The organism is Kroppenstedtia guangzhouensis, assembly GCF_014637345.1.
GTDB classification, from domain to species: Bacteria; Bacillota; Bacilli; order Thermoactinomycetales; family DSM-45169; genus Kroppenstedtia; species Kroppenstedtia guangzhouensis.
Genome location: NZ_BMEX01000002.1, coordinates 181,456 through 202,468 on the forward strand (window position 1 = coordinate 181,456; position 21,013 = coordinate 202,468).

The 21,013-nt window shown below is 54.1% G+C and carries 21 protein-coding genes and 1 riboswitch; of the genes, 6 read left to right on the top strand and 15 right to left on the bottom strand.

Annotated elements, in window-relative coordinates; all coding sequences use genetic code 11:
• Nucleotides 1-21: 21 nt before the first annotated feature.
• On the top strand, nucleotides 22-258 hold the full coding sequence (locus tag IEV46_RS03455) for a hypothetical protein (RefSeq protein WP_188429924.1): 237 nt from the start codon (nucleotides 22-24) through the stop codon (nucleotides 256-258).
• Here IEV46_RS03455 and IEV46_RS03460 read toward each other — a convergent pair.
• The 5 genes from IEV46_RS03460 to IEV46_RS03480 all read right to left on the bottom strand — a co-directional run bounded on the left by IEV46_RS03460 (nucleotide 231) and on the right by IEV46_RS03480 (nucleotide 7,890).
• Nucleotides 231-1,151, bottom strand: a complete 921-nt coding sequence (locus tag IEV46_RS03460; protein ID WP_308420269.1) for a pseudouridine-5'-phosphate glycosidase — start codon at nucleotides 1,149-1,151, stop codon at nucleotides 231-233. The genes IEV46_RS03455 and IEV46_RS03460 overlap by 28 nt on opposite strands.
• Nucleotides 1,152-1,153: 2 nt before the next feature.
• Nucleotides 1,154-2,263 (bottom strand): carbohydrate kinase, encoded by a 1,110-nt coding sequence (locus IEV46_RS03465; protein ID WP_188429928.1) that lies wholly within the window; start codon nucleotides 2,261-2,263, stop codon nucleotides 1,154-1,156.
• 436 nt (nucleotides 2,264-2,699) lie between these two features.
• The gene (locus tag IEV46_RS03470) at nucleotides 2,700-3,026 is read right to left on the bottom strand and encodes a YbjQ family protein (protein ID WP_188429930.1); all 327 of its coding nucleotides are present in this window, start codon (nucleotides 3,024-3,026) and stop codon (nucleotides 2,700-2,702) included.
• 43 nt (nucleotides 3,027-3,069) lie between these two features.
• Nucleotides 3,070-5,502, bottom strand: coding sequence for a DNA internalization-related competence protein ComEC/Rec2 (locus IEV46_RS03475; RefSeq protein WP_188429932.1), 2,433 nt, complete (start codon nucleotides 5,500-5,502; stop codon nucleotides 3,070-3,072).
• A 126-nt stretch (nucleotides 5,503-5,628) separates the two neighbouring features.
• A complete protein-coding gene (locus tag IEV46_RS03480) occupies nucleotides 5,629-7,890 on the bottom strand; it encodes a transglycosylase domain-containing protein (protein WP_188429934.1) in 2,262 nt (753 codons plus the stop codon).
• A gap of 322 nt (nucleotides 7,891-8,212) precedes the next feature.
• Here IEV46_RS03480 and IEV46_RS03485 point away from each other — a divergent pair, with 322 nt between their 5' ends.
• Nucleotides 8,213-8,440, top strand: a complete 228-nt coding sequence (locus IEV46_RS03485; protein ID WP_188429936.1) for a hypothetical protein — start codon at nucleotides 8,213-8,215, stop codon at nucleotides 8,438-8,440.
• Nucleotides 8,441-8,978: 538 nt separating this feature from the next.
• Nucleotides 8,979-9,797: a YitT family protein gene (locus IEV46_RS03490; RefSeq protein ID WP_268235873.1), complete on the top strand. Its 819-nt coding sequence runs from the start codon at nucleotides 8,979-8,981 to the stop codon at nucleotides 9,795-9,797.
• A 109-nt stretch (nucleotides 9,798-9,906) separates the two neighbouring features.
• Here IEV46_RS03490 and IEV46_RS03495 read toward each other — a convergent pair whose 3' ends face one another.
• From IEV46_RS03495 to IEV46_RS03515, 5 genes are all read right to left on the bottom strand, one after another.
• Nucleotides 9,907-10,170: a hypothetical protein gene (locus IEV46_RS03495; RefSeq protein ID WP_188429939.1), complete on the bottom strand. Its 264-nt coding sequence runs from the start codon at nucleotides 10,168-10,170 to the stop codon at nucleotides 9,907-9,909.
• Between the two features lie 199 nt (nucleotides 10,171-10,369).
• Complete coding sequence (gene dcd, locus IEV46_RS03500; RefSeq protein WP_188429941.1) at nucleotides 10,370-10,927, bottom strand: dCTP deaminase; 558 nt, start codon at nucleotides 10,925-10,927, stop codon at nucleotides 10,370-10,372.
• Between the two features lie 130 nt (nucleotides 10,928-11,057).
• Nucleotides 11,058-12,239 (bottom strand): aminotransferase class I/II-fold pyridoxal phosphate-dependent enzyme, encoded by a 1,182-nt coding sequence (locus IEV46_RS03505; protein WP_188429943.1) that lies wholly within the window; start codon nucleotides 12,237-12,239, stop codon nucleotides 11,058-11,060.
• Nucleotides 12,240-12,261: 22 nt separating this feature from the next.
• On the bottom strand, nucleotides 12,262-13,410 hold the full coding sequence (locus IEV46_RS03510) for an aminotransferase class I/II-fold pyridoxal phosphate-dependent enzyme (RefSeq protein ID WP_188429945.1): 1,149 nt from the start codon (nucleotides 13,408-13,410) through the stop codon (nucleotides 12,262-12,264).
• Between the two features lie 48 nt (nucleotides 13,411-13,458).
• Nucleotides 13,459-14,763: a homocysteine synthase gene (locus IEV46_RS03515; protein ID WP_188429947.1), complete on the bottom strand. Its 1,305-nt coding sequence runs from the start codon at nucleotides 14,761-14,763 to the stop codon at nucleotides 13,459-13,461.
• A 78-nt stretch (nucleotides 14,764-14,841) separates the two neighbouring features.
• Nucleotides 14,842-14,954: riboswitch (SAM riboswitch) on the bottom strand.
• A gap of 235 nt (nucleotides 14,955-15,189) precedes the next feature.
• On the opposite strand from IEV46_RS03515, the gene IEV46_RS03520 reads away from it, so the two are divergent.
• A complete protein-coding gene (locus IEV46_RS03520; RefSeq protein WP_188429949.1) occupies nucleotides 15,190-16,383 on the top strand; it encodes an ornithine--oxo-acid transaminase in 1,194 nt (397 codons plus the stop codon).
• Between the two features lie 31 nt (nucleotides 16,384-16,414).
• On the opposite strand, the gene IEV46_RS03525 is transcribed toward IEV46_RS03520, so the two are convergent.
• The 4 genes from IEV46_RS03525 to IEV46_RS03540 all read right to left on the bottom strand — a co-directional run bounded on the left by IEV46_RS03525 (nucleotide 16,415) and on the right by IEV46_RS03540 (nucleotide 18,831).
• Nucleotides 16,415-17,005, bottom strand: coding sequence for a hypothetical protein (locus IEV46_RS03525; RefSeq protein ID WP_188429952.1), 591 nt, complete (start codon nucleotides 17,003-17,005; stop codon nucleotides 16,415-16,417).
• Between the two features lie 95 nt (nucleotides 17,006-17,100).
• Nucleotides 17,101-17,532: a hypothetical protein gene (locus tag IEV46_RS03530; RefSeq protein WP_188429954.1), complete on the bottom strand. Its 432-nt coding sequence runs from the start codon at nucleotides 17,530-17,532 to the stop codon at nucleotides 17,101-17,103.
• Nucleotides 17,533-17,728: 196 nt separating this feature from the next.
• Nucleotides 17,729-18,283: a TlpA family protein disulfide reductase gene (locus tag IEV46_RS03535; RefSeq protein WP_188429957.1), complete on the bottom strand. Its 555-nt coding sequence runs from the start codon at nucleotides 18,281-18,283 to the stop codon at nucleotides 17,729-17,731.
• Complete coding sequence (locus IEV46_RS03540) at nucleotides 18,280-18,831, bottom strand: MauE/DoxX family redox-associated membrane protein (protein ID WP_188429959.1); 552 nt, start codon at nucleotides 18,829-18,831, stop codon at nucleotides 18,280-18,282. Before IEV46_RS03540 ends, IEV46_RS03535 begins: the two co-directional genes overlap by 4 nt.
• Nucleotides 18,832-18,983: 152 nt before the next feature.
• On the opposite strand from IEV46_RS03540, the gene IEV46_RS03545 reads away from it, so the two are divergent.
• The gene (locus tag IEV46_RS03545) at nucleotides 18,984-19,406 is read left to right on the top strand and encodes a DUF421 domain-containing protein (RefSeq protein WP_229735880.1); all 423 of its coding nucleotides are present in this window, start codon (nucleotides 18,984-18,986) and stop codon (nucleotides 19,404-19,406) included.
• A 4-nt stretch (nucleotides 19,407-19,410) separates the two neighbouring features.
• Nucleotides 19,411-19,560, top strand: coding sequence for a hypothetical protein (locus IEV46_RS17975; protein ID WP_505712041.1), 150 nt, complete (start codon nucleotides 19,411-19,413; stop codon nucleotides 19,558-19,560).
• On the opposite strand, the gene IEV46_RS03550 is transcribed toward IEV46_RS17975, so the two are convergent.
• Nucleotides 19,557-20,723 (bottom strand): alpha-hydroxy-acid oxidizing protein, encoded by a 1,167-nt coding sequence (locus IEV46_RS03550; RefSeq protein ID WP_188429961.1) that lies wholly within the window; start codon nucleotides 20,721-20,723, stop codon nucleotides 19,557-19,559. The two genes, IEV46_RS17975 and IEV46_RS03550, sit on opposite strands and share 4 nt — an antisense overlap.
• Nucleotides 20,724-21,013: the final 290 nt, after the last annotated feature.

Sequence of the window (21,013 nt, forward strand, 5' to 3'; positions counted from 1 at the left end):
TTGGGGAGGAGTTCGAAGTGGATGGTGGACCGTTTGACATCTTCTCCTTCCTCTCATGCTTCACACCTCGGTACGGACCGGATCCATCTGTTGGCGGGGCTTTTTGCTCATGGCACTGTCCCGGGTCCGTTAAAAAAGGCAACCGGTGCCGCCGGTCGCAAAAGCAGAGTGAAAGCTGTGCGAAGTTCCATCATCAGAATACCAGGAGAGGGTGCCACTTTTGGGACAGGTCAGGAACGACTCAAAGCGGCCAACTGAACAGCCAGATCCCCTCCCACCCGGGCATTGTGTTTCACCAGGGCGATATTGGCCTGCAAGCTGGCCCCGCCTGTCATGGTTTTCACCTCATCCAACAGGAAAGGGGTAACCTCCTTCCCTGTGATCCCCTGTTTCTCCGCCTCGGCGAGAGCTCGTCGGATGATGTCGTCCATCTCATCGGCATCCAGAGCGTCTTCCTCGGGAATCGGGTTGGCCACCACCACTCCGCCTTTTAACCCCAAGGACCATTTGGTATGGATCAGGCGGGCAATTTCCCCGGTGGTCTTCAGTGAAACATCCAGAGAAAAACCGGAACGGCGGGAATAAAAAGCGGGAAACTCCTCCGTCCCCACCCCGACGACCGGAACCCCGTGGGTTTCCAGGTATTCCAGGGTCAATCCGATATCCAGGATCGATTTGGCCCCGGCGCAAACCACCGCCACATCGGTGTGGGACAATTCATTCAGATCGGCAGAGATATCCAGAGTGTTCTGCCCTTCCCGGTGAACACCTCCGATCCCTCCGGTGACAAACACATCGATCCCGGCCCATTCCGCCAGGATCATCGTGGTCGCCACCGTCGTCGCCCCGTCTTTTCCCGCAGAGATCACGTAGGGCAGATCCCGGCGGCTCACCTTGAGCACATCCTTACTGTGAGCCAGGTGTTCCAACTCCGCTTCGGTCAGCCCCACCTTCACCTTACCGCCCAAAATGGCAAGGGTGGCAGGGACCGCACCACGGCTGCGGACAATCTCTTCCACCGCTTTTGCCGTGTTCACATTCTCAGGATAAGGCATCCCATGAGAAATGATGGTCGACTCCAAGGCAACCACCGGTTTTCCGGTGGCTAAAGCCTGATGCACTTCGGGGGTGAATTCCAGTCGGTTTTGGATTTTCATCGTTTTTTTCCTCCCTCTTCGTTCCAGATTCCCTCTCCGAGACCTGGGGCGACACTTGCTTCCGTTTCCAATGTTGCTTTGGCAAAAGTGAGGCCCCTGCGGCAGGCATCTTCCAATCCGCTCCCCAGGTGGAGACTGCCGATCACCCCTGCGGCAAAAGCATCCCCCGCTCCGGTGACATCCACCACCTCCACCACCGGGCTTTCCAGCCTCCCTTCGACATTTCCTTCACCGGCATAAAGAATTCCAGCCGCCCCCCGGGTGAGGACCACATTTCGAATGCCCAGCTGCCGGAGCATCCGGCAGGCCTCCATTCCATCCTCCTCCCTCCGGATCCCGGCTCCGATGGTTGCCGCCGCTTCATCCGCATTGCCGACCCACACCGTCACGCCGGTGAGATCTTGCGGCAGCCGGTCCGCCTTTGGAACTGACACCGGAACGATAGCAAGATCCAATTCATCCTCCCGACAGCGTTGGATGAGCACCGCCAGAGTCTCCGGCGGCAGGTTGGTATCAGCGACCACAGTTTCCGCAGAACGGATCCTCGGCCACAACCGCTCCAGCAGAGAGGGGACGATCTGATCCAATACTTCCATATCCGCCAAAGCGAGAGCCATCTCCCCTCCCGGTTCCAACACCGCCGTATAACTGCCGGTTTCATACCCGGACCACCGGGTCGATAAGCTGACATCTACACCGAACTCCCGGCAGTGATCCAAAATCGCCTCCCCGTCCCGGTCCTCTCCGACAGCGGTGAGGAGGGAGACTTCCACTCCGGCTCGCGCCAGATTTTCAGCAATGTTGCGGGCCACCCCCCCAAAAGTGCGCATGCCCCTCACCGGATTGGAAGTTCCCGGACGGAGAGGGGCGTGGAGGCGGACCTTACGATCCACATTGGCCCCTCCGATGCAGACCAGCCCCTTCCGTTCAGGAAGGATATAGGCTCTCCCAACTATCTGTCCTTTTCGGGTCAGGCTGGAGACATGACCGGCCACCGCTGATCGGGACAGGCCCAGCTGGTTGGACAGTTCCTGCTGTGTCACAAAGGGATTTTTCCGAATCAGTTCCAAAACCTGCTTCTCCTTCTGTGACAATGACACCCTCATGGATATCCCTCCGTTTTACAAACAACTGTTTATATGATAAACAATTGTTTGTACAGGATCAAGTCGGAACTGATGGGCCCAGAAGCATTGTGAATCAGTGCTGGCCAGGTCGGCCGGGATTGGGATTCACATTCCGCTTCATTGGTTCTGATGAACCAAAGACGCTTCATATGTAACTCAACTCTCCCTGTGACAATTTTTTCACAACGCTTCCAGAGCCGGCTCAACTTTGAATTACGATAATGTTCAGGTTCAAAGCAGTACCGGATTCATAACTAAAAAAGCCGTTCCCGGTCACAAAGGAATCGGCTTTTTTCAAGTTATTCCTATAATATAGATTTCCAATCACTCAGACAGGAACGACCTCACCCAAAGGATCCAGCCAGAACAATTCACTCGAAGACCGAAGAGCGTTTCATGACGATTCATCTCACATCTAATCTGTCACCGGTTCTGTCACCACGGCCGTTCCATATACGATGATCTCCGAAGCACCATCCATCACTGCAGAAGTCTGCAGACGGACGGCGACGATCGCATCAGCCCCCAGTTCTTCCGCCTCCTGGGTCATCCGCTGAATGGCGACCCGACGGGCCTCCGTGAGCAACTCGGTATAGTCGCTGATCTCTCCACCCACGAGATTTTTCAATCCGGCCAAGATATCCTTGCCAATGTGTTTTGCCTGCACAGTACTTCCTTTGACCCATCCCTTCACTTCCCGAATTCTGCGTCCGGGTATACTTTCTGTTGTCACAATGATCATGATGGATCAATCCCCTTTCCTGTAGTCCGAACTTTCCACCTTATTATATCCTGAGTTTCTCCCGCCGGCATCCCTGTGAGTGGGGAATCATCGACTCCACTTTCACCCCTTGCGGACGGATTCGGAGGATGATTGCCCCGTGCTGATCAGTCCTCCACAGGCGGATCCCTCGCACTTTCAGACGGTCCACCACTTCGGGAGCCGGATGGCCGAAACGATTTCCCCTGCCGACAGAGATGATCGCCTCCCGGGGACGGAGGGTCTCCAGCCACTTCTCTCCCGTGGAGGTCCGGCTCCCATGGTGACCCACCTTTAAAAAATCGATCCGCGGCAGTTGCCAGCGCTCCAAAATTTCCTGCTCTCCCGATTCCTCCAGATCCGCGGGCAACAGGACGGAATGTCCGAAAGCCGTCAACAGAAGGACGACAGAAGCCTCGTTATCAGATCGGGGTTTTGGATCTGCCACCGGGGGATGGAGAACCTGCAACCGGATTCCCGGCTCCGGCTCCCACCATGTTCCCGGTTTGGAAACGGTGACCGGGATCCCTCGTCGGAACAACGTCCCCATCAATTCCCCTTCCAATCCAGTCCCCGGAGGCAATGGGTTACGCAACACCCTCACTACTGTCAACTCCTCAACCACTGCTCGCAACCCGCCGATGTGATCCGCGTCCCCATGGGTCATCACCATCCAGTCCACGCGACGGATTCCCCGGTATTTCAGATAGGGGACCAAGACATCTCTTCCCACTTCAAACTCCTTCCGTCGCTTTTGCCAGGGTTCTTTTTGCCAAGGCAGCGTCCCACCTCCATCCACCAGAATCACCCGGCCACCCGGCGTTTCGATCAGGGTGGCATCCCCCTGTCCCACATCGATAAAAGTGATCCGCAACTCCCGATCTCCGCCAACAGATCCTGGGAGAGAAGCGATCACCACCACGATGGCGATCATCCAGGACAACCCACCGTGCCGGGCCCGCCGCAGCCCCCCTCCACTCCAAGCCCACAAAAGATAAAGGACGGAACCGGTATATCCGGCCATCCACATCCCCGACGGAGGAGCCCAGGGGATGCGAAACCCTGTCCAGGACGCCGGGAAAGATAAAAGATACTGAACTCCTGAAAGCAGTTTTGAGCTGATCCAGGCTGGCCAAAAACCGAGGGTGACATGAAACAGTCCCATGACCAGAGAGAGCATGCCCAGAGGGATGACCAAAGCGGTCATCACCGGGACGACAATCCCATTTACTGCAAAGGAGAGAAGGGAAAATTCGTGAAAGTGGTAAATAAGCAAGGGAAATGATGCCATCTGAGCAATCAGCGTGACCGCCATCAGCTGATTGAAACGGGGCCAGGGGGTGGGAATCCGGCGGCTCAAGGGACCCGTCGCCACCAACAGGGCACCTGTGACCATAAAGGAGAGTTGAAACCCTGCCTCCATCAACTGATACGGATTCCACCACAACATCACCAGTGCCGCCAGCCCGAGGAAGGAGAGACTGTCTTTCCACCTGTTCAGGATCACCGCCACCAGACCCATCCCGGCCATCACCGCCGCCCGAATCACCGGTGCGCCAGCCCCGGTCAACATTGCATAGAAGGGGAGAAACAGGAGACAGATAAACGCCGTTTTCTCCCTTGTCACTCCGACCCATGTGAGAATCCCATACAAACAACCCACAAACACCCCCACATGAAGACCTGAAATGGCCAGCAGATGCACCAAGCCGAGAGAGCGAAAATTCTCTTCCGTTTCAAATGGAACCGCCTCCCGGTCTCCAAGAAGCATCCCCTTCATCAACCCCGCATGATCCGAAGGGTAGAGACGGTCCAATCGCTCTTCCAACCGGTCCCGCAACCGGTCCAGTTGCCTCCGGATGGAAAAAGTTTCAGACAAGATTCGGACATCCCGGAGATTCCCTTCTCCCAACAGATGAATTCCCTGTCGGCGGAGATAGCCGCGATAGTCAAATGCCCCCGGATTGCGTGGAGGATCCGGCCGTGTCAACTTTGCGGTGGTCACAATCTCCGTCCCCCGCCCCAAACGGAGAACAGCCTGTTTCTCTCCTGGATTGCGAAGGCGGAATTGAAATTGAATCCTCTCCTCCACATTCAGTTCCCGTTGTCCCAACCGGACACGCTGACTGCGAATCGCCAGCTCAACCCGATCCCCGTCCACTTTCGCCGGAGTGTCCATTCTCCCTTCCACCACCGCTTGAACTGAGGAGTTTGCAGGAACAGGAATTTGGGAGCGATTGTTCACATCGACTCCCCGAAAGTGAGCCGCTCCCAAAAAGCATCCTGCGAAAAAGAGGGTTAAAACCAACCCCCGCATCCGCCAGTAGTACCCGATCCCCCCGACCAACAGCACCGCTCCGCCCAAGCCTCCCCAAACCAGCCATGTGCCACCCCACCACTGTCCCAGACCAATCCCGAAGGCCCACCCCAAAGCCAACACAAAGAAAGGCCGCTTCATCAAGTCACAACCTTTCCAAAATACAGATGGTGCAATATTTCCACAAAAAATGACAATTCCCTTTTTTATGATCACTTTTATACAATGTAAAACCCCCGTCCGTGTGACGGGGGTTCAGTTTCTGTTTTAATCTGTGGACTGGGGGTCTCCCTCATTCGGGGGAGGGTTGGGGGTTCCCGGTTGTCCATGCCCATTGTCTCCTTCGTTCCCGGGAGGCCTATCACGTTGCTCTTCCCTCTGGTTCGAAGGCTGTTGAGGGGCGGAGGGTTGACTTGTCTGTCCCTCCCGCTTCTCTTCTTTCTCTTCTTTTTTCTCCTCTTTCTTGACCCGGTTACATTCGTAACATTTGAAGGGATATGCAGGCTGGGCCGGGAAGCCTGCACCGCTGATCAGCTTGGGATCGGTTTTGACTGCCGCCCGGAACAGATTGATCCAGACATATCTCGCCCGTTTGTCATTGGGAATCCTTTTGGGATAATCATAACCGGTCCAGACTCCCAGAGCCACATCCGGCGTATATCCGACAAACCAAACATCCTTGGTGGAGTTGGTTGTTCCCGTTTTCCCCGCCAGATGGTATCCCGGAAAGCTCTTGCCAACCAGGGTACCGGTTCCTTTCCGGACCACATCCTTGAGCATGTCTGTCGTCCAATAGGCCGCCCTGGGGGAGAGGACCTGCACCGGTTCGCTCTTGTGTTCATAAATCACTTTTCCATTGGAATCCTCAATCTTGCTGATCATGTACGGTTCGTTGAATTTTCCCTGATTCCCCAGCATGGCATAACCTGCCGTTATCCGTTGCACGTCGAAGCCGTAGGTGAACCCGCCGATAGCGGAAGATTCACCGTCATATTCATGAATGGGGAAGTTCATCTTGCGCAGATATTTGAATCCCGTCTGAATGCCGATGGAGCGTAACATTTTGATCGCCGGAATGTTTATTGACTTTGCCAATGCTTCACGGGCCGTCATGGCACCGTCATACCGATGGGTATAGTTTCGATACGTTTTGCCACCGGCACTCAGTGGTTCGTCAATGATGATCGAGTCGGGAGAGATGACTCCCCGGTCCAGGGCCGGACCGAAGTCCAAAAGCGGTTTGATGGATGATCCCGGTTGTCGTTGCATGTCCAGAGCGTGGTTTTTCTGATTCTTGTTATAATCCCGGCCCCCGACAAAAGCCAGGGTACCCCCGGTTTTGACATCGAGCAGAACCGCACCCACCTCCTCTTTGCTGTCGGCAAAGGGAGTGTTACGGGACGCCTCGTTCATCGCATTGTACAGCTTCTCATCCAGGGTGGTGGTGATCTTATAGCCGCCGGTCAACACTTTCTGTTGGTATTTATCCAGTGTGTCCCGGTATTTTCCCTGTTTGCTCAGCTTCTTGGCGTCTTTCCCGTCCACCTTCATCAAAACCTTGGCCGCTTCTTCCTCCACTGCCATAGTGATAAAAGGATACTTGCGGAAGGCGATCGCGGTATCATCCTTGGTTTTGATCGCACCCTTCACATCGTAAGCGGCCGCTTTCCGGTATTCCGCTTCGGAAATCTTTCCATTCTCCACCATATTTCGAAGAACCTGCTTCATCCGCCTTTTGCCGTTTTCCAGATTCTTCTCGCCGCGGAATGGGTTGTAGGCGTTGGGGCGCTGCACCATGCCCGCAATATAGGCGGCCTGCGGCAGATTGAGATCCTTCGCATCCACATCGAAAATCCCCTTGGCCGCCGCCTGGACTCCCAACATATTGCGGCCGCTGACGTTCTTTCCGAAGTAAACGCTGTTGAGATAGGCATTCAGGATATCTTCTTTGCTGAACAGCCGCTCCATCCGCATCGCCAGAAAGATTTCCTTGGCTTTGCGGTCCATGTTGCGCTGTCTGTAGTCGAGAAAAAGATTTTTGACCAGCTGCTGGGTGATCGTACTTCCCCCGGTCTGTATTTCCGCTCCGGAAACCATCTGGTACCCCGCCCGCATCAGGGACTTGGGAACAATCCCGTTGTGAGTGTAAAACTCCCGGTCTTCGGTGGAAAGCAAAGCGTCGATCAGGAGGGGACTGACCTCCTTCGTCGTCACCACTTTCCGGTCTTCCCCTCCACTCAATTTCCCGATGGGGGTTCCATCACGGAAATAAGCGTGACTGGTCTGAGTCCAACTCGTGATCTTCACCTTAATTTCTTCTTTGTCCCTGACTGGTTCATCTTTGACCAAGGACGCCACATAACCCGCGGCAGCCCCCACTGTGGCCACACTTCCCACTGCAATTAATGTAATAAGTACCAAAGATGTGAAAAGGATTCCTTTCCACACTTTTCGCATCCGTCCTGCGGGTTTGCCCGCCGATGACTCTTCCCGTCCTCTGTCCGAACGGGATTTATCTTGCCTCGCCACCGCTCAACCCTCCTTCAGCTCTGAGAAATATTGTATCATATGTAGGAAATTCCGGAGAGATGGCAGTTGTAAAAATGTGAACCCAAAATGAACCATGCCCCCCCAGCCCCCCCCAACTTCCACACCCGACCTGCCCACTGGACTCCGTCCTCTGTTATCCTATCACATGAAGAGACAGGATAGAATCCGGCTTCAGTAGTATAATGGCGGCGGGACGATGCAGCAATCAAAAATCTTTTTTATCTTGTGGAAAACGTTTTTTCCCGTCAAAAGAATCTCGGGAGTTGCAAGAACGCAACCAACCGAAAGAGGGGGGATATTCATGGAAAGAGAAACCGATTTAACCCATCGATCCCGAGAAGCTGGAGTATTACGAAGGAAGGATAAATTGTTCGCTGATGTACAGACACAAGGTATTGAAACAGGTGAACCTGTTACTGGCCATATTTTTTACTATCCCACCGGTTCAGACGAGAGGAAAAGAGGTGGAATTTTGAATTCCACGAACCCTGAACCCCAGAATCCCCCGGATGAATCTGGATATTTATAACCAAAATGTGGAGGATAGATCCATACCGCAGCTATGTCTGGGGCTTGGCTTTTCAGCGTTCACCGTTTCGCGGGATTACGGGAGCATGAAGGCCGGCTTTCCTTTGCCGGAGTTTCCGGGACAGTGGATAAGCTGCCGTTTCTCCATTCAAAGTTCGACGCTGTCGGATACGGCAGACTGAAGAAGGGAAAACCCGATCCGTCCATCCGGAAGGCCGCACGTTCGTTGTCGGTATCTGCTTTTGCAAACTCACTCCGGAAGCCGACTGGATCCTTGCTGATCCTTCCAGGATCACCCTGGAAGAATTGAGGCGACGCTTCCAGTCGTGGCACCTGCGAGAAAACCGATTGCGGCAGAGGTGAATCCGGTGGTAGCATGAAATAGGGATATGTACCCCTGAAGAGGCTTTCCGTCACGCACCCCACCCTGGGTGGTTCGAATCCCCTCTCAACGGGATTCCAGTCCGGCGGGATTCTCCGAGATCATTTTGGCTGAGTGCCTAGATCACCATTTGAACGAGAGGAGGCCATGCGCCTTGTTGCGCCGTCTGGTCGAGATTGTCACAATCATTGTGATGTCCGCCTTGATCGGTTTCGCCTTCAATATGTTTCTGTTGCCCCAGGAAATCCTGAGCGGGGGGGTGTCCGGGATTGCCATGATCCTGGGTTTGCGTACCCCTTTCAACACCGGAGTCATCATCTTCCTGCTGAACATCCCGATCCTCCTCTTGGGCTATTTCCGATTGGGAAAGAGGTTTATCGCCTACAGTTTGTTGTCGGTGGGTGTCACTTCCATCAGCATGCAATGGATCCCGGTGAGCGGGATCTCTGACGATGCCATTCTCTCTTCCGTTTTCGGAGGCGTGATCGTGGGTGCAGCCACCGGTCTGATCTTTCGTTCCGGCGCTTCCACAGGCGGATTCGACATCATCGGGATGGTGGTGAACCAGAAAAAAGAGTTCCCTCTCGGGGAGCTGATCTTCGGCATGAATGCCGTCGTTGTCTTTGTTTCAGGCTTTATTTTCGATTGGGATCGGGCTCTGTACACCATGATCTCCATCTTTGCCTCCGGCAAACTGATTGACTCGGTGCACACCCGTCATGTGAAACTGACTCTGATGATCATCAGCAACAAAGGAGAGGCCATCAAGAAAAAACTGTTGGCCAACTTTGTCCGGGGGATCACCGTGATCGATGCGGAAGGGGCGTACACAGCGGAGAAACGCAAAGTTCTTTTCACTGTGATTACCCGCTATGAACTGGAAGATGTAAAGCGGGTCATCCGGAAAGCTGACCCCCAGGCCTTTGTCAACATCACCCAGACTGTGGATGTAATGGGCTATTTCCGCCGGAATTGATCCCCTCACAAACACCGCCCGCTGAATCGGATTCAGCGGGCGGTGTTAAGCCGCGGGAGGGGGGATAACCGCTTCCCCCGGTCCATCGCAAAATGGAGTTGCCCACACCTTAAACCACTTGAGGTTGTCGGGAAACTTCCCCTTTCTTCCAGGTGGGCAGGCTGACCGGGACCACTTCATCGGCATAGATCAGACCCATCCCATCCGTCACATACACCTGTCGGTTGTTATACCGATAACTCTCCAGAATCTTCAGCTGGTTCACCTTGCCGAAGGCCCCGATCAGAGAGAGCTCATCACCGGGTTGGAGCTGGTCCAGAACCTCTCCGGATTTGGTTCCGCCAAAAACGTATCTTGCTCTGTATTTTGCCATACTGGATGAAAACCTCCTGTTTGAAATAAATATTTCGAAAATTGACCCCGAAGTTGAGGTGTCATTTTCATGTGCATTTATTTTAATATAATTTTTTCTCTTTGCACTGCCTACTGTTTGAATATTTCTTGAACAATCCCGGAGTCAAAAACGGAAGCCAAGGTTTTTCGCACCCACAGCTTCCGTTTCTCTCCCGGTTTCAAATCCGTGGCAGGGTGATACCGCGCTGGTTTTGGTATTTTCCCTTTTTCGCCTTGTAGGAGACTTCACAGGTTTCATCACTTTCGAAGAACAGCACCTGGCACAACCCCTCATTGGCGTAAATCTTGGCCGGCAGCGGGGTGGTGTTGGAGATCTCCAGGGTCACATGCCCTTCCCACCCCGGTTCAAAAGGAGTCACATTGGTAATGATCCCGCAGCGGGCATAAGTGGATTTGCCCACACAAACCGCGAGCACATTTTCCGGAATGCGGAAATACTCGACAGAGGTGGCCAAAGCGAAGGAGTTGGGCGGGATAATACAAACATCCCCTTTGTAGTCAAGAAAGGAGTCGGCACTGATCGCCTTCGGATCGATCACCGGCATCAGGGCATTGTGGAATATCTTGAACTCGTCTCCCACGCGAAGGTCATAGCCGTAACTGGACAAACCGAAGCTGATCGCTTCCCCTTTGCCCACATTGCTGTCAACGAAGGGGTCGATCATTCCCTGTTCGGTTGCCATTCTTCGTATCCATTTATCGGATTTGATCGTCATGAGTATGGATGCTCCCTTTCCTTTTCTGATTCCCATCTATTTTACATGATTCCGAAACAGACAAAAACCGCCCGAATCCGATTTGGATGGGCGGTTATTTCAGGAAGATCCCGGAGAAAGAAATAAGCGGTCACAAGACTGAGGCCCGCCCTTCCATACCGGCGGAGACAATCCGTCGTCCCCGGATGGCCCCCTCCAGATCCTCCAGAAGGTCCCCGGGATCTTCCAGACCCACAGACAGGCGGAGAAGACCGTCGGTGACTCCCCGGTTCAACCGTTCTTCCCGAGGCATAGCAGCATGGGACATCCGAGCCGGCCAGGAAAGAATACTTTCCACCGCTCCCAAACTGACAGCAACCAAGGGCAACTGAACACGGGAGAGGACCTTTCGGGACATTTCTTCACTCCCCAGGTCGAATGAAAGGACCGCTCCGTGACCATCGGCCTGAGCCGCCTGCAACCGATGTCCAGGGTGGTCTTCCAACCCGGTGTAATAAACCTGGCGAACCTCCGGAATCCGTCCCAGCTCCCGGGCGATCCGGTCCGCGGCAGCTTCCGCCGCCGCCATCCGCGCATTTAAGGTTTTCAGCCCCCGCAGGGTGAGCCAGGAATCCTGCACTCCCAGGATCGAGCCGAGGGTGTTTTGCAAAAATGCGATCTCTTCGGCCAACTCTTTCTCTCTCACCACCACCGCTCCCGACACCACATCACTGTGACCGGAGATAAACTTTGTGGCACTGTGAATAACCAAATCCGCTCCCCATTCGAGAGGACGCTGAAGACAAGGAGTTAGAAAGGTGTTGTCCACCAGGGTGAGCAACCCGTGATCCTTGGCCAGCCTGGACACCCCCCTGAGATCGGTCACTTTGAGCGTGGGATTGGAAGGGGTTTCTATATAGATCCCCCGGGTATCGGGCCCGATCGACGCCTCCACCCGATCCAGATCGGTAGTATCCACAAAATCCGCCCGAATTCCCAGTCGGGGAAGCACTTTGGTCAGCAGACGGTAGGTTCCTCCATACAAGTCCTCAGAGACAATCAAGCGATCCCCTTCGGAAAACAGGAGAAGAACCGTAGAAATGGCAGCCATCCCCGAGGCGAAGGCGAACCCCCGGCACCCTCCCTCCAGTTCCGCCAAAGTTTGTTCCAACGCATGACGGGTGGGGTTGCCGGAGCGTCCGTAATCGTAAGAACCTGGATGATCCAGGTCCGATTGATGAAAAGTGGATGTTTGATAAAGAGGAATGCTGGCCGCCCCGGTCTCGGGGTCGATTTCATTTCCGTTATGCAGAAGCCGGGTTGCAAATTTCATCCCACTCTCCTCCTTTCGCCCCTCATACGACCACCCGGGCGTGATTCAAAGCGCGGGACAGATCTCCGACGAGATCTTCCAAATGTTCGATTCCGACAGACATCCTCAACAACCGGTCGCAAACTCCTGTCCGTCTCCGAATCTCCTCCGGCAGGTCAGCATGGGTCTGGGTGGCCGGATGAGTAATCAGGCTTTCCACTCCGCCGAGACTTTCCGCGTAGGAGACCAACCCTAGATTGGACAAGAATGGAGACACCATTTCCTTCTGTTGTACGCGGAAGGAGAGCATCCCGCCATATCCCGTAGCCTGCCCTTCCTGCACCTTGCGCTCTCCGGGGCAAAAAGCCGGGTAATACACTTGATCCACAGCAGGATGGGTGGACAGGTACTGGGCAATGGCCATCGCATTTTCCTGATGCTTTTCCATCCGGAGGGCCAAGGTTTTCATCCCCCGCATCAACAGCCATGCTTCCTGAGGCCCGAGTACTGCCCCCAGCGTATTTACCAGCTCACCCACACGCTCTGACAACGCAGGGGTCGCGGTGATAATCAGTCCCGCCAACACATCGTTATGACCACCGAGATACTTGGTGGCACTGTGGACCACCACATCCGCCCCTTTCAACAAAGGCTGCTGACAATAAGGGGTCATAAAGGTGTTATCCACGATGGAAAGCCACCCCTTGTCCCGGGCCATTCGGCAGAGAGCGGTCAGATCCGTCACCCGCATCAGGGGATTGGTCGGTGTCTCGATAAAAATCCCCCGGGTCTGTGGAGTCGCCGCCGCTTCCACCGCCCGCAAATCCCGCAGATCCACATAGCTGAAGGAGAGACCGAGGTGCACCAACACCCGCTCAAACAGGCGATAGGTCCCCCCGTACAAATCGAGGGAGACAATCAGGTGATCTCCTTGGGAAAATAACCCCATCACCGTCTGAACCGCCGCCATTCCCGAACTGCAGGCAAATCCGGCATCGCCCCCTTCCAATTCGGCGATCGCCTCTTCCAGCACCGACCGGGTGGGATTGGCGGTCCGGGTATAATCAAATCCAGTGCTTCGGCCAGGGCCGGGATGTCGATAAGCGGTGGAGTGGTATACGGGAAAACTGATCGCTCCCGTCTCCCGCTCCCGATGATTCCCCATCTGGGCGAGAATCGTCTCCTTGTGCATCCTTCCTCCTCCCTTGCCACTGCCATTGCAGATGGAAAAGAAACACACTCACATCTGTACCGGGTGCTGACTTTTTTTCAAGGCTTGATCCAAATCCGCGATTAGATCTTCCACCGCTTCAATGCCGACGGAAAGGCGGATCAACTCCGGGTTGACTCCGGCAGCCTGTTGCTCCTCTTCCGTCAACTGCTGGTGGGTGGTGCTGGCCGGATGAATCACCAGAGATTTGGCATCCCCCACGTTGGCCAGATGGGAAAAGAGTTCCAAGTTATCGATCAGACGGCGCCCCGCTTCTACTCCACCCTTGATGCCAAAAGTGAAAATAGCTCCCTGTCCCTTGGGCAGATACTTCTTCGCCTTGTCATAATCGGGATGAGTCGGCAGGCCGGGATGGCTCACCCAGTCGACTGCCTCATGTTCCTGCAACCAGCGGGCCAGCTTCAGGGCGTTGTCGCTGTGTCGCTCCATCCGCAGATGAAGGGTCTCCAATCCCTGAAGCAACAGAAATGCATTAAAGGGGGAGAGTGCGGCCCCCAGATCCCGCAGAAGCTGGACCCGGGCTTTGACGATATAAGCCTGTTCACCGAGAGCCTCTGAATAGGAGATCCCATGATAACTGGGATCCGGCTCCACCAGTCCCGGGAATTTTCCGTTATTCCAGTCGAATTTTCCGGAATCGACAATCACACCGCCGATGGAGGTTCCGTGACCGCCGATAAATTTGGTGGCTGAATGGACGACGATATCCGCACCGAATTGGATCGGGCGCAACAGGTGGGGCGTGGCGAAGGTATTATCCACAATCAACGGAACCCCCGCTTCATGAGCCACCATTGCCACCTCCTCCAGGTCCAACACATCTCCCTTGGGATTCCCGATGGTTTCCCCAAAGACCGCCTTCGTCCTCCCGGTGATCGCCTGTTTGAAATTTTCCGGCTCTGAGGGGTCCACAAAGTTCACCTGAATACCCAATTTGGGCAATGTGTGACGGAACAGATTGTAGGTTCCACCGTACAGGCTGCTGGAAGCCACCACCTCATCCCCGGCTTTGGCGATGTTCAGGATGGAATACGTGATCGCCGCTTGACCGGAACTGACCGCCAGTGCCCCGACTCCCCTTTCCAAGGCTGCCACTCGCTGCTCAAACACATCCTGGGTCGGATTCATGATTCTCGTGTAGATATTTCCCGGTTCCGCCAGGGAAAAGAGATTAGCCGCATGGTCGGTGTTGTCAAAAGTGTAGGAGGTGGTCTGGTAGATCGGCACCGCCCGGGAACGGGTCACGGGATCAGGTTCCTGTCCGGCATGGACCGCCAAGGTTTCAGGACGAAAAGAACGCTCCCTTTCACTCACAAAAATCGCCTCCTCAGGAATTAAAAAACCTCTTCCCGATGAGAGAAGAGGCTTTGTTCACACACAAAACAGACCCTTCTCTTATCTCTCAGCAGCCTCTGAGGCTCTGCAAGAATTGGCACCTTCCGGTATTGAATGACCGGGGTTGCCGGGCTTCATCGGGCTCGTCCCTCCGCCTCTCTTGATAAGAGCGTCTTTTCAATGTTTATGGAGTTATTCCAGTCTGAAAACTTGTATTTTATTATACTGGGGGTTTTCAGCTTCGTCAACAGCCAATTTGACGAATGCATGATTAACAATGCCAGCCAATGTTTATCCGTTTTGCCGGGAAACCTTCTTATATCGGGGTCTTGATGGTACACTTGGAAATGGAACCCCGTTGTCCGGCGAGGCGACGGGAAGAGCGCAAGAAAAAGGAGGATACCGATGTCACGAAACCAAGAATTGATCCACCTCACAGACAAATACGGAGCCCGGAACTACCATCCGCTCCCCATCGTCATCTCCAAGGCGGAAGGCGTTTGGGTGGAAGATGCTGACGGCAAGCGCTATATGGATATGCTGAGTGCCTATTCCGCCCTGAATCACGGTCACCGCCATCCCAGACTGATCCAGGCATTGAAGGAACAGGCGGACAAGGTGACCCTCACCTCCCGCGCTTTTCACAATGATCAACTGGGACGGTTTTATGAAAAAGTGGCTCAACTCACGGGGAAAGAACGGGTCTTACCGATGAACACCGGTGCGGAGGCGGTTGAAACCGCTGTCAAAGCGGCCCGGCGCTGGGCCTACGATATAAAAAAGGTACCTGATAACCAAGCGGAAATCATTGCTTGCGTGGAAAACTTCCACGGCCGAACCATGACTGCCGTCTCCCTTTCCTCCAGCGACGAATACAAGCGGGGCTTCGGACCGATGCTTCCGGGGATCAAAATCGTCCCCTACGGCGACACCAAAGCTCTGAGGCAGGCGATCACCCCCAACACCGCCGCTTTTCTGGTGGAGCCGATCCAGGGGGAGGCCGGCGTGATCGTACCCCCGGAAGGCTACCTCAAGGAGGCAGCCGCCATCTGTAAAGAGAGCCGGGTCCTCTTCATCGCCGACGAAATCCAGACCGGTTTTGGACGGACCGGCCAACTCTTCGCCTGTGATTGGGAACAGGTTCAACCGGACATGTACATCATGGGGAAAGCCCTAGGCGGTGGGGTGATGCCCATCTCCGCCGTGGCTGCCGATGAAGAGATCCTCGGCGTGTTTGAACCGGGCTCCCACGGTTCCACCTTCGGCGGCAATCCCCTGGCCTGCGCCGTATCCGTGGCTGCTATGGATGTCCTGGAAGAGGAGAACCTCGTCCAACGCTCCCGGGAACTGGGACAACATTTCATGGATGAACTGAAAAAGATCAAAAATCCCGCTATCAAGGAAGTGCGGGGCAAAGGGCTCTTCATCGGAATGGAACTGCATGAACCCGCCCGCCCCTACTGTGAACGCCTAGCGGATGTCGGTCTTCTCTGCAAAGAAACCCACGAGAACACCATCCGCTTTGCCCCACCGCTGACCATCACCCGGGAAGAGCTGGACTGGGCCCTCGACCACATCCGCTCCGTCCTGGCGGAGTAATCCGATTTCAAAAGCCCCCGCCGGGGCTTTTTTATGCTTGAAGGACAAGATAGATCAAGGTCATCATCAACACGATCCCATTCAGCCCACGATTGAGAATCTTCACCCCCTTCGCCCTGGTGAGATCCAGAGCCCGCTGCCGCCCGGACATCCGGGAAGCCAGGGCCAGGCCCCAGGTTGGCAACATGCGGGAGAAACCGTAGAGGGCTCCCATCGGGATTCCGATGAGGGGATTCATGAAAAAACCGGTGAAGAGGTACAAGATATAAAAACTGACATGGGGAATATAAGTGAAAATTCCCGCCCCGAGGACCGTGCCCCACACCATCAGATCCCGTCCATCCCCCCGGTTGACCCAGGTGGAGGGAATCTGCCAATGATGCTGCGGAACTTTCAGCCGGAAGATTCCCCCCTCATGAAGGATATAAAGAAAGGCAAGACTGGAGAGGATCATGATTTTCACCGGTTCAGGCAAGAGAGTTCCGATCAGAAAGAATAAAATCGAATACAAAAAACCTGTCAAAGCACCCGATAACATCAGCGAAGCAGTGTAAATCAGAATTTTTTTGCTGAGGACTCCGATGGATTCCCTCCCGCCGGGAGGATGGACCGCCAGGGTCACGTTGATCCCTCAAGGGGTGGAAAAAGTGGTAATTCCGGCGATCCATGCCAGGGAAGCGGCCACGCCTCCAGCGGTGATCCACTCCGAGAACTCCGTCATGATTTCACCTCCCGCAGGTTACTGCATGTCACTGGGAACGGCCCAGCCGCAGCCACATCTGTAGGATGGCGAACAGAAGGGTTGCTTTCCGTAGTGCAGTCGCAACAGACTAGGGTGACTGATGATGAAGTCTCACACCAACAACCGGTTTGATTCCACCAAGCATAGGAGACTTGATACCCTGCAGGGCACTTGCTGTTTCCGCTGACATCGGGACAACCCCCGCAAAAACGACCATTGGGCGGATGGCAACGGTCCCCCGGCCGAGTAGCCTCACACCAACGGGGGGAGACGGCCAAGGTGTAAAAGGGCCACTTGGAAAATCTCATCAAAGACTGAAAAGCACTCGTCATCACCACTTTCAGCTCTTCATTTCCGTTCACCGATCCGGCGATTTTCTCCGCAACTCTGCGAACAACCTTCTCCATTTTGTCATCTTCCTCCCTCCTCTGAAAGTATTGTGAAAAAGTCATCATACCTACACCCAGGGTCGTTTCGCTTCCCGGTCACGCCATGCAGGGAGGGTTGGGTTTCATAGGGAGTGACTTGGGCAGTTCAGAACAACGAAAAGGTCATGTGAAACCCCATCCCGACCGGCCCGACCAGTACGAATTTACAACACTTTTAAATAGCCACCGATTCACTCTTCAGATAAGAGATCAGATTATCAATATGGCCGGTGCCATTACAGAGCCCTTTGCCCCGCACCACTCCCTCTTCATCCAGGATCAAGGCAAAAGGGGTCACCCGGATCCGGTGTTCCTCCAAAATGCTGTGATCCTCATCCAGAATGATCTCTCCTTCCAGCGTTCGTCCCTTCAGGATTTTCTCCGATTTTTGTCTGTCCCCCACCAGAACGACACGGAAATGGATCTCCCGTTGTTGATGAACCGCCTGATTCCAGTCCGGAATTAGATCAATACATGCCTTGCAGGTGGGGCTGAGAAAGACCAGAAGCACCGGCTTTGCCAAATGGGAGGAGATCGGCTGCCCGTTCCAGGCTTTGCGATTTGACAGGGAGGGGGCCCGCTCCCCGATGGCGATTCCATCCCGGGCGATACTTTCCCCCGTGCTCAAATAGACTTCACCAAATTGTCGGAAAATAATAAACAGGGTAAACCCGATCAACAACACCGCCAACCACAATAAAATGTTGGAATACAACAACACTTCATTCATGGCTTTCCTCCTTTCTGCAGGCCGGCCAAGATGTTTTGGTGGGACATCCATATTTTTTGGGCCAACAGGGTGAACAGAAACAGCATCGCACCGACAATGAATGGAAGGACCCGGACATCGATCCCGGCACCTGGGGTTTGTCCCCAAATCAGCACAATGCAAACAACAAAGAGAGACGCGATTTTGACGAGAGTGAACCCGTCCGCCTTGGCATCCATAAATTTTCCGTAACAACCGCAGGTAATCACTCTGCCGGAACCGATCACCGACCCCACGGCCCAGGCGAAAGCCGACAACAATCCCACCAAGATCAACAACCCCCACACATTCGTTTGCCGGAACAGAAGAAGAACGACAGCCCCCATTTCTATAAAGGGCAACAGACAGGCGAAGATCCTGTCCCAGGGGGACGGCAGGACTTCATAGGCCCGGGCCAATTCAACAAAAGATCGGATCCGAATCAATTTAGAGATCGCTGAAAACAAGAAGATCAAACACAAATAAATCGTTAGGACACTGTAAACCATCGCACCATCTTCCCCCGCCATTTTTTTGTTCCCCATCCCTGCAAAGAGACACTCTTTATGCAGACTATGGCCCGGCCCGGACGTTGGTGACATCTGATAAAAACATCACGTAAAAATGAACACCCTTTTGGCGATAATGGTGGAAAAGCCCATTTTCGAAAAAGGGGGATTCGATGGGTTTCATTTGGCAAGCCTTTGCCATCTTGGCAGTGGGATACATTCTGATCCGGATCGCCGGAAAGAAAGCGGCTTCGGAGATGACCGGATTGGAACTGATCACCCTCCTGGCCATGGCATCGATGATCGGTCATGCGGTTTCCGAACAGATGTGGTGGAAAACAGCCTTGGTGCTGTGCATCTTTGTCTTTTTGTTGGTCACGGTTCAGTTCCTCTCGATCAAATTTGACACGATGGAAAGATTGTTCATGGGTAAAGCCACCGTGGTGATAAAAAACGGGAAAATCCAACCCGAAAACCTAAAAAAGCTACGGATGTCTGTCGACCAGGCTGGAGGGACGGATGAGAAATATGGGAATCCATTCCTTCGCCGATGTAAAAACAGGAACGATCGAGGCGAACGGGGAGTTCGGATATGAATTGATGCGTCACGCAAAACCGGTAACCATCGGAGATTTGGAAAAGATTTTAAAGCTGCCGAAAGAGACCACCAAAAAACAACAACAGGAGAATATCTTCACCGAAGTATTGGAGAGTGGCCATCAGAAGGAGATTCCCTCTGAATTGGATTAATCCTCTACCTTCATCACCAGGGAGCGGTCCACTTCCCGGATCGAACCGCACCCGGAGATCCCCAATTGCAACTCCGTTTCCGCAATCAGATTTTCAAGAACTGACTCCACTCCCACCTGACCTGCGACAGCCAAGGCATAAGCGAAGGGGCGACCGAACAAGGTGGCCGCAGCCCCGAGGGAGATGGCTTTCAGGATATCCGCACCCCTGCGGACCCCGCTGTCCAGAATTACCGGGACTTTTCCCCGGACCGCTTCACAGATGGAAGGCAAAACCTCAAGGGTCGCCACCGCTCCATCCAGCTGCCGCCCTCCATGATTGGAGACAATGATCCCGTCCACGCCGTGTTCCACGGCCAACACGGCGTCATCAGGATGCGTCACTCCCTTGAGCCAAACAGGCAAGGGGGTTTGTTGTTTCATCCACTCCAGCTCCTTCCATGTAAAGTGTGTGTTGTTCCCTTCATCCAGTGCTTTTTTAACAGCTGCCTTCAGATTTTTCTCCGGCGGTTCCTCCAGATCCGCAAGGAAGACAGGATCGGTGAAGTAGTTGCCCATGCCGTGTCCGGTCAGAAAGGGAAGGTACACATTGGCAAGGTCCGTCTCCCGCCACCCAAGCAGTGTGGAATCCACGGTCACCACGATGGCGGAATAACCGGCGGCTTCCGCCCGCTTCAAAAAGCTTTTGCTCAATTCCCTGTTGATCGGTGGATACAGTTGAAACCACCGCAGCGCATCCCCCATCGCTTCCGCCACTTCTTCCATGGATTTGGTGGAGACATTACTCAGGATATATGGAACCCCCAGTTTGGCCGCCGCCTGGGCCACTGCCAACTCCGCGGCGGGATGGAGGATGGAGAGAACCCCGATCGGAGCCAGCAGAAATGGGAAAGGAAACTGCTTCCCCAGCAAAGTGACGGAAAGATCGCGCTTGGTGGTCTCGCAACAAATCCGTGGCCGGATCCGGTATTTCTGAAAGGCTTCGATATTGGCACGCATGGTGTCTCCGGCACCCGCCCCACCGTACACATACCCGAAGGGACCGGCCGCCAACTTTTTTCTGGCCCGCTCCTCCCATTCCTCCACGGATACCGGCAAAGTCTTGGCTCCTTCGTCCCCGCTTTCGTAATACCTCATCTGAATCTCTTCCCCGTTGATGGTCAACATGGATCCCCCCGGAAAATAAAGTCCAAATCTATTGTTCCAAAAAAGCCCTTTTTTATAATAGGCGAATGAGAAAACCCATGGAAAAACCGAGCAATCATTCCAGCCACCAACTAAGTCTTTTCCTCCATTTAATTTGCCTGTCTACTCCGGATTGATTATATGAGCGCTTCTCCCTTGTCCGCTTGAAAAATAGTATAGGCTGATCTCACCTCCCCAAAAAGGCATCATTGCCTCACGGCAGATACAGTGGCGGTTATCGCTTCGGTCCGGGGCGTCTTTTGATCTTC

Coding starts and splice junctions, on each gene's coding strand:
- IEV46_RS03545 (WP_229735880.1), top strand. CDS start 18,984: ATGGGTTTCATTTGGCAAGCCTTTGCCATCTTGGCAGTGGGATACATT.
- IEV46_RS03505 (WP_188429943.1), bottom strand. CDS start 12,239: ATGAAATTTGCAACCCGGCTTCTGCATAACGGAAATGAAATCGACCCC.
- IEV46_RS03470 (WP_188429930.1), bottom strand. CDS start 3,026: ATGATCATTGTGACAACAGAAAGTATACCCGGACGCAGAATTCGGGAA.
- IEV46_RS03485 (WP_188429936.1), top strand. CDS start 8,213: ATGGAAAGAGAAACCGATTTAACCCATCGATCCCGAGAAGCTGGAGTA.
- IEV46_RS03475 (WP_188429932.1), bottom strand. CDS start 5,502: ATGAAGCGGCCTTTCTTTGTGTTGGCTTTGGGGTGGGCCTTCGGGATT.
- IEV46_RS03510 (WP_188429945.1), bottom strand. CDS start 13,410: ATGCACAAGGAGACGATTCTCGCCCAGATGGGGAATCATCGGGAGCGG.
- IEV46_RS03530 (WP_188429954.1), bottom strand. CDS start 17,532: ATGGAGAAGGTTGTTCGCAGAGTTGCGGAGAAAATCGCCGGATCGGTG.
- IEV46_RS03540 (WP_188429959.1), bottom strand. CDS start 18,831: ATGGCGGGGGAAGATGGTGCGATGGTTTACAGTGTCCTAACGATTTAT.
- IEV46_RS17975 (WP_505712041.1), top strand. CDS start 19,411: ATGCGTCACGCAAAACCGGTAACCATCGGAGATTTGGAAAAGATTTTA.
- IEV46_RS03465 (WP_188429928.1), bottom strand. CDS start 2,263: ATGAGGGTGTCATTGTCACAGAAGGAGAAGCAGGTTTTGGAACTGATT.
- IEV46_RS03520 (WP_188429949.1), top strand. CDS start 15,190: ATGTCACGAAACCAAGAATTGATCCACCTCACAGACAAATACGGAGCC.
- IEV46_RS03455 (WP_188429924.1), top strand. CDS start 22: ATGGTGGACCGTTTGACATCTTCTCCTTCCTCTCATGCTTCACACCTC.
- IEV46_RS03535 (WP_188429957.1), bottom strand. CDS start 18,283: ATGAATGAAGTGTTGTTGTATTCCAACATTTTATTGTGGTTGGCGGTG.
- IEV46_RS03495 (WP_188429939.1), bottom strand. CDS start 10,170: ATGGCAAAATACAGAGCAAGATACGTTTTTGGCGGAACCAAATCCGGA.
- dcd (WP_188429941.1), bottom strand. CDS start 10,927: ATGACGATCAAATCCGATAAATGGATACGAAGAATGGCAACCGAACAG.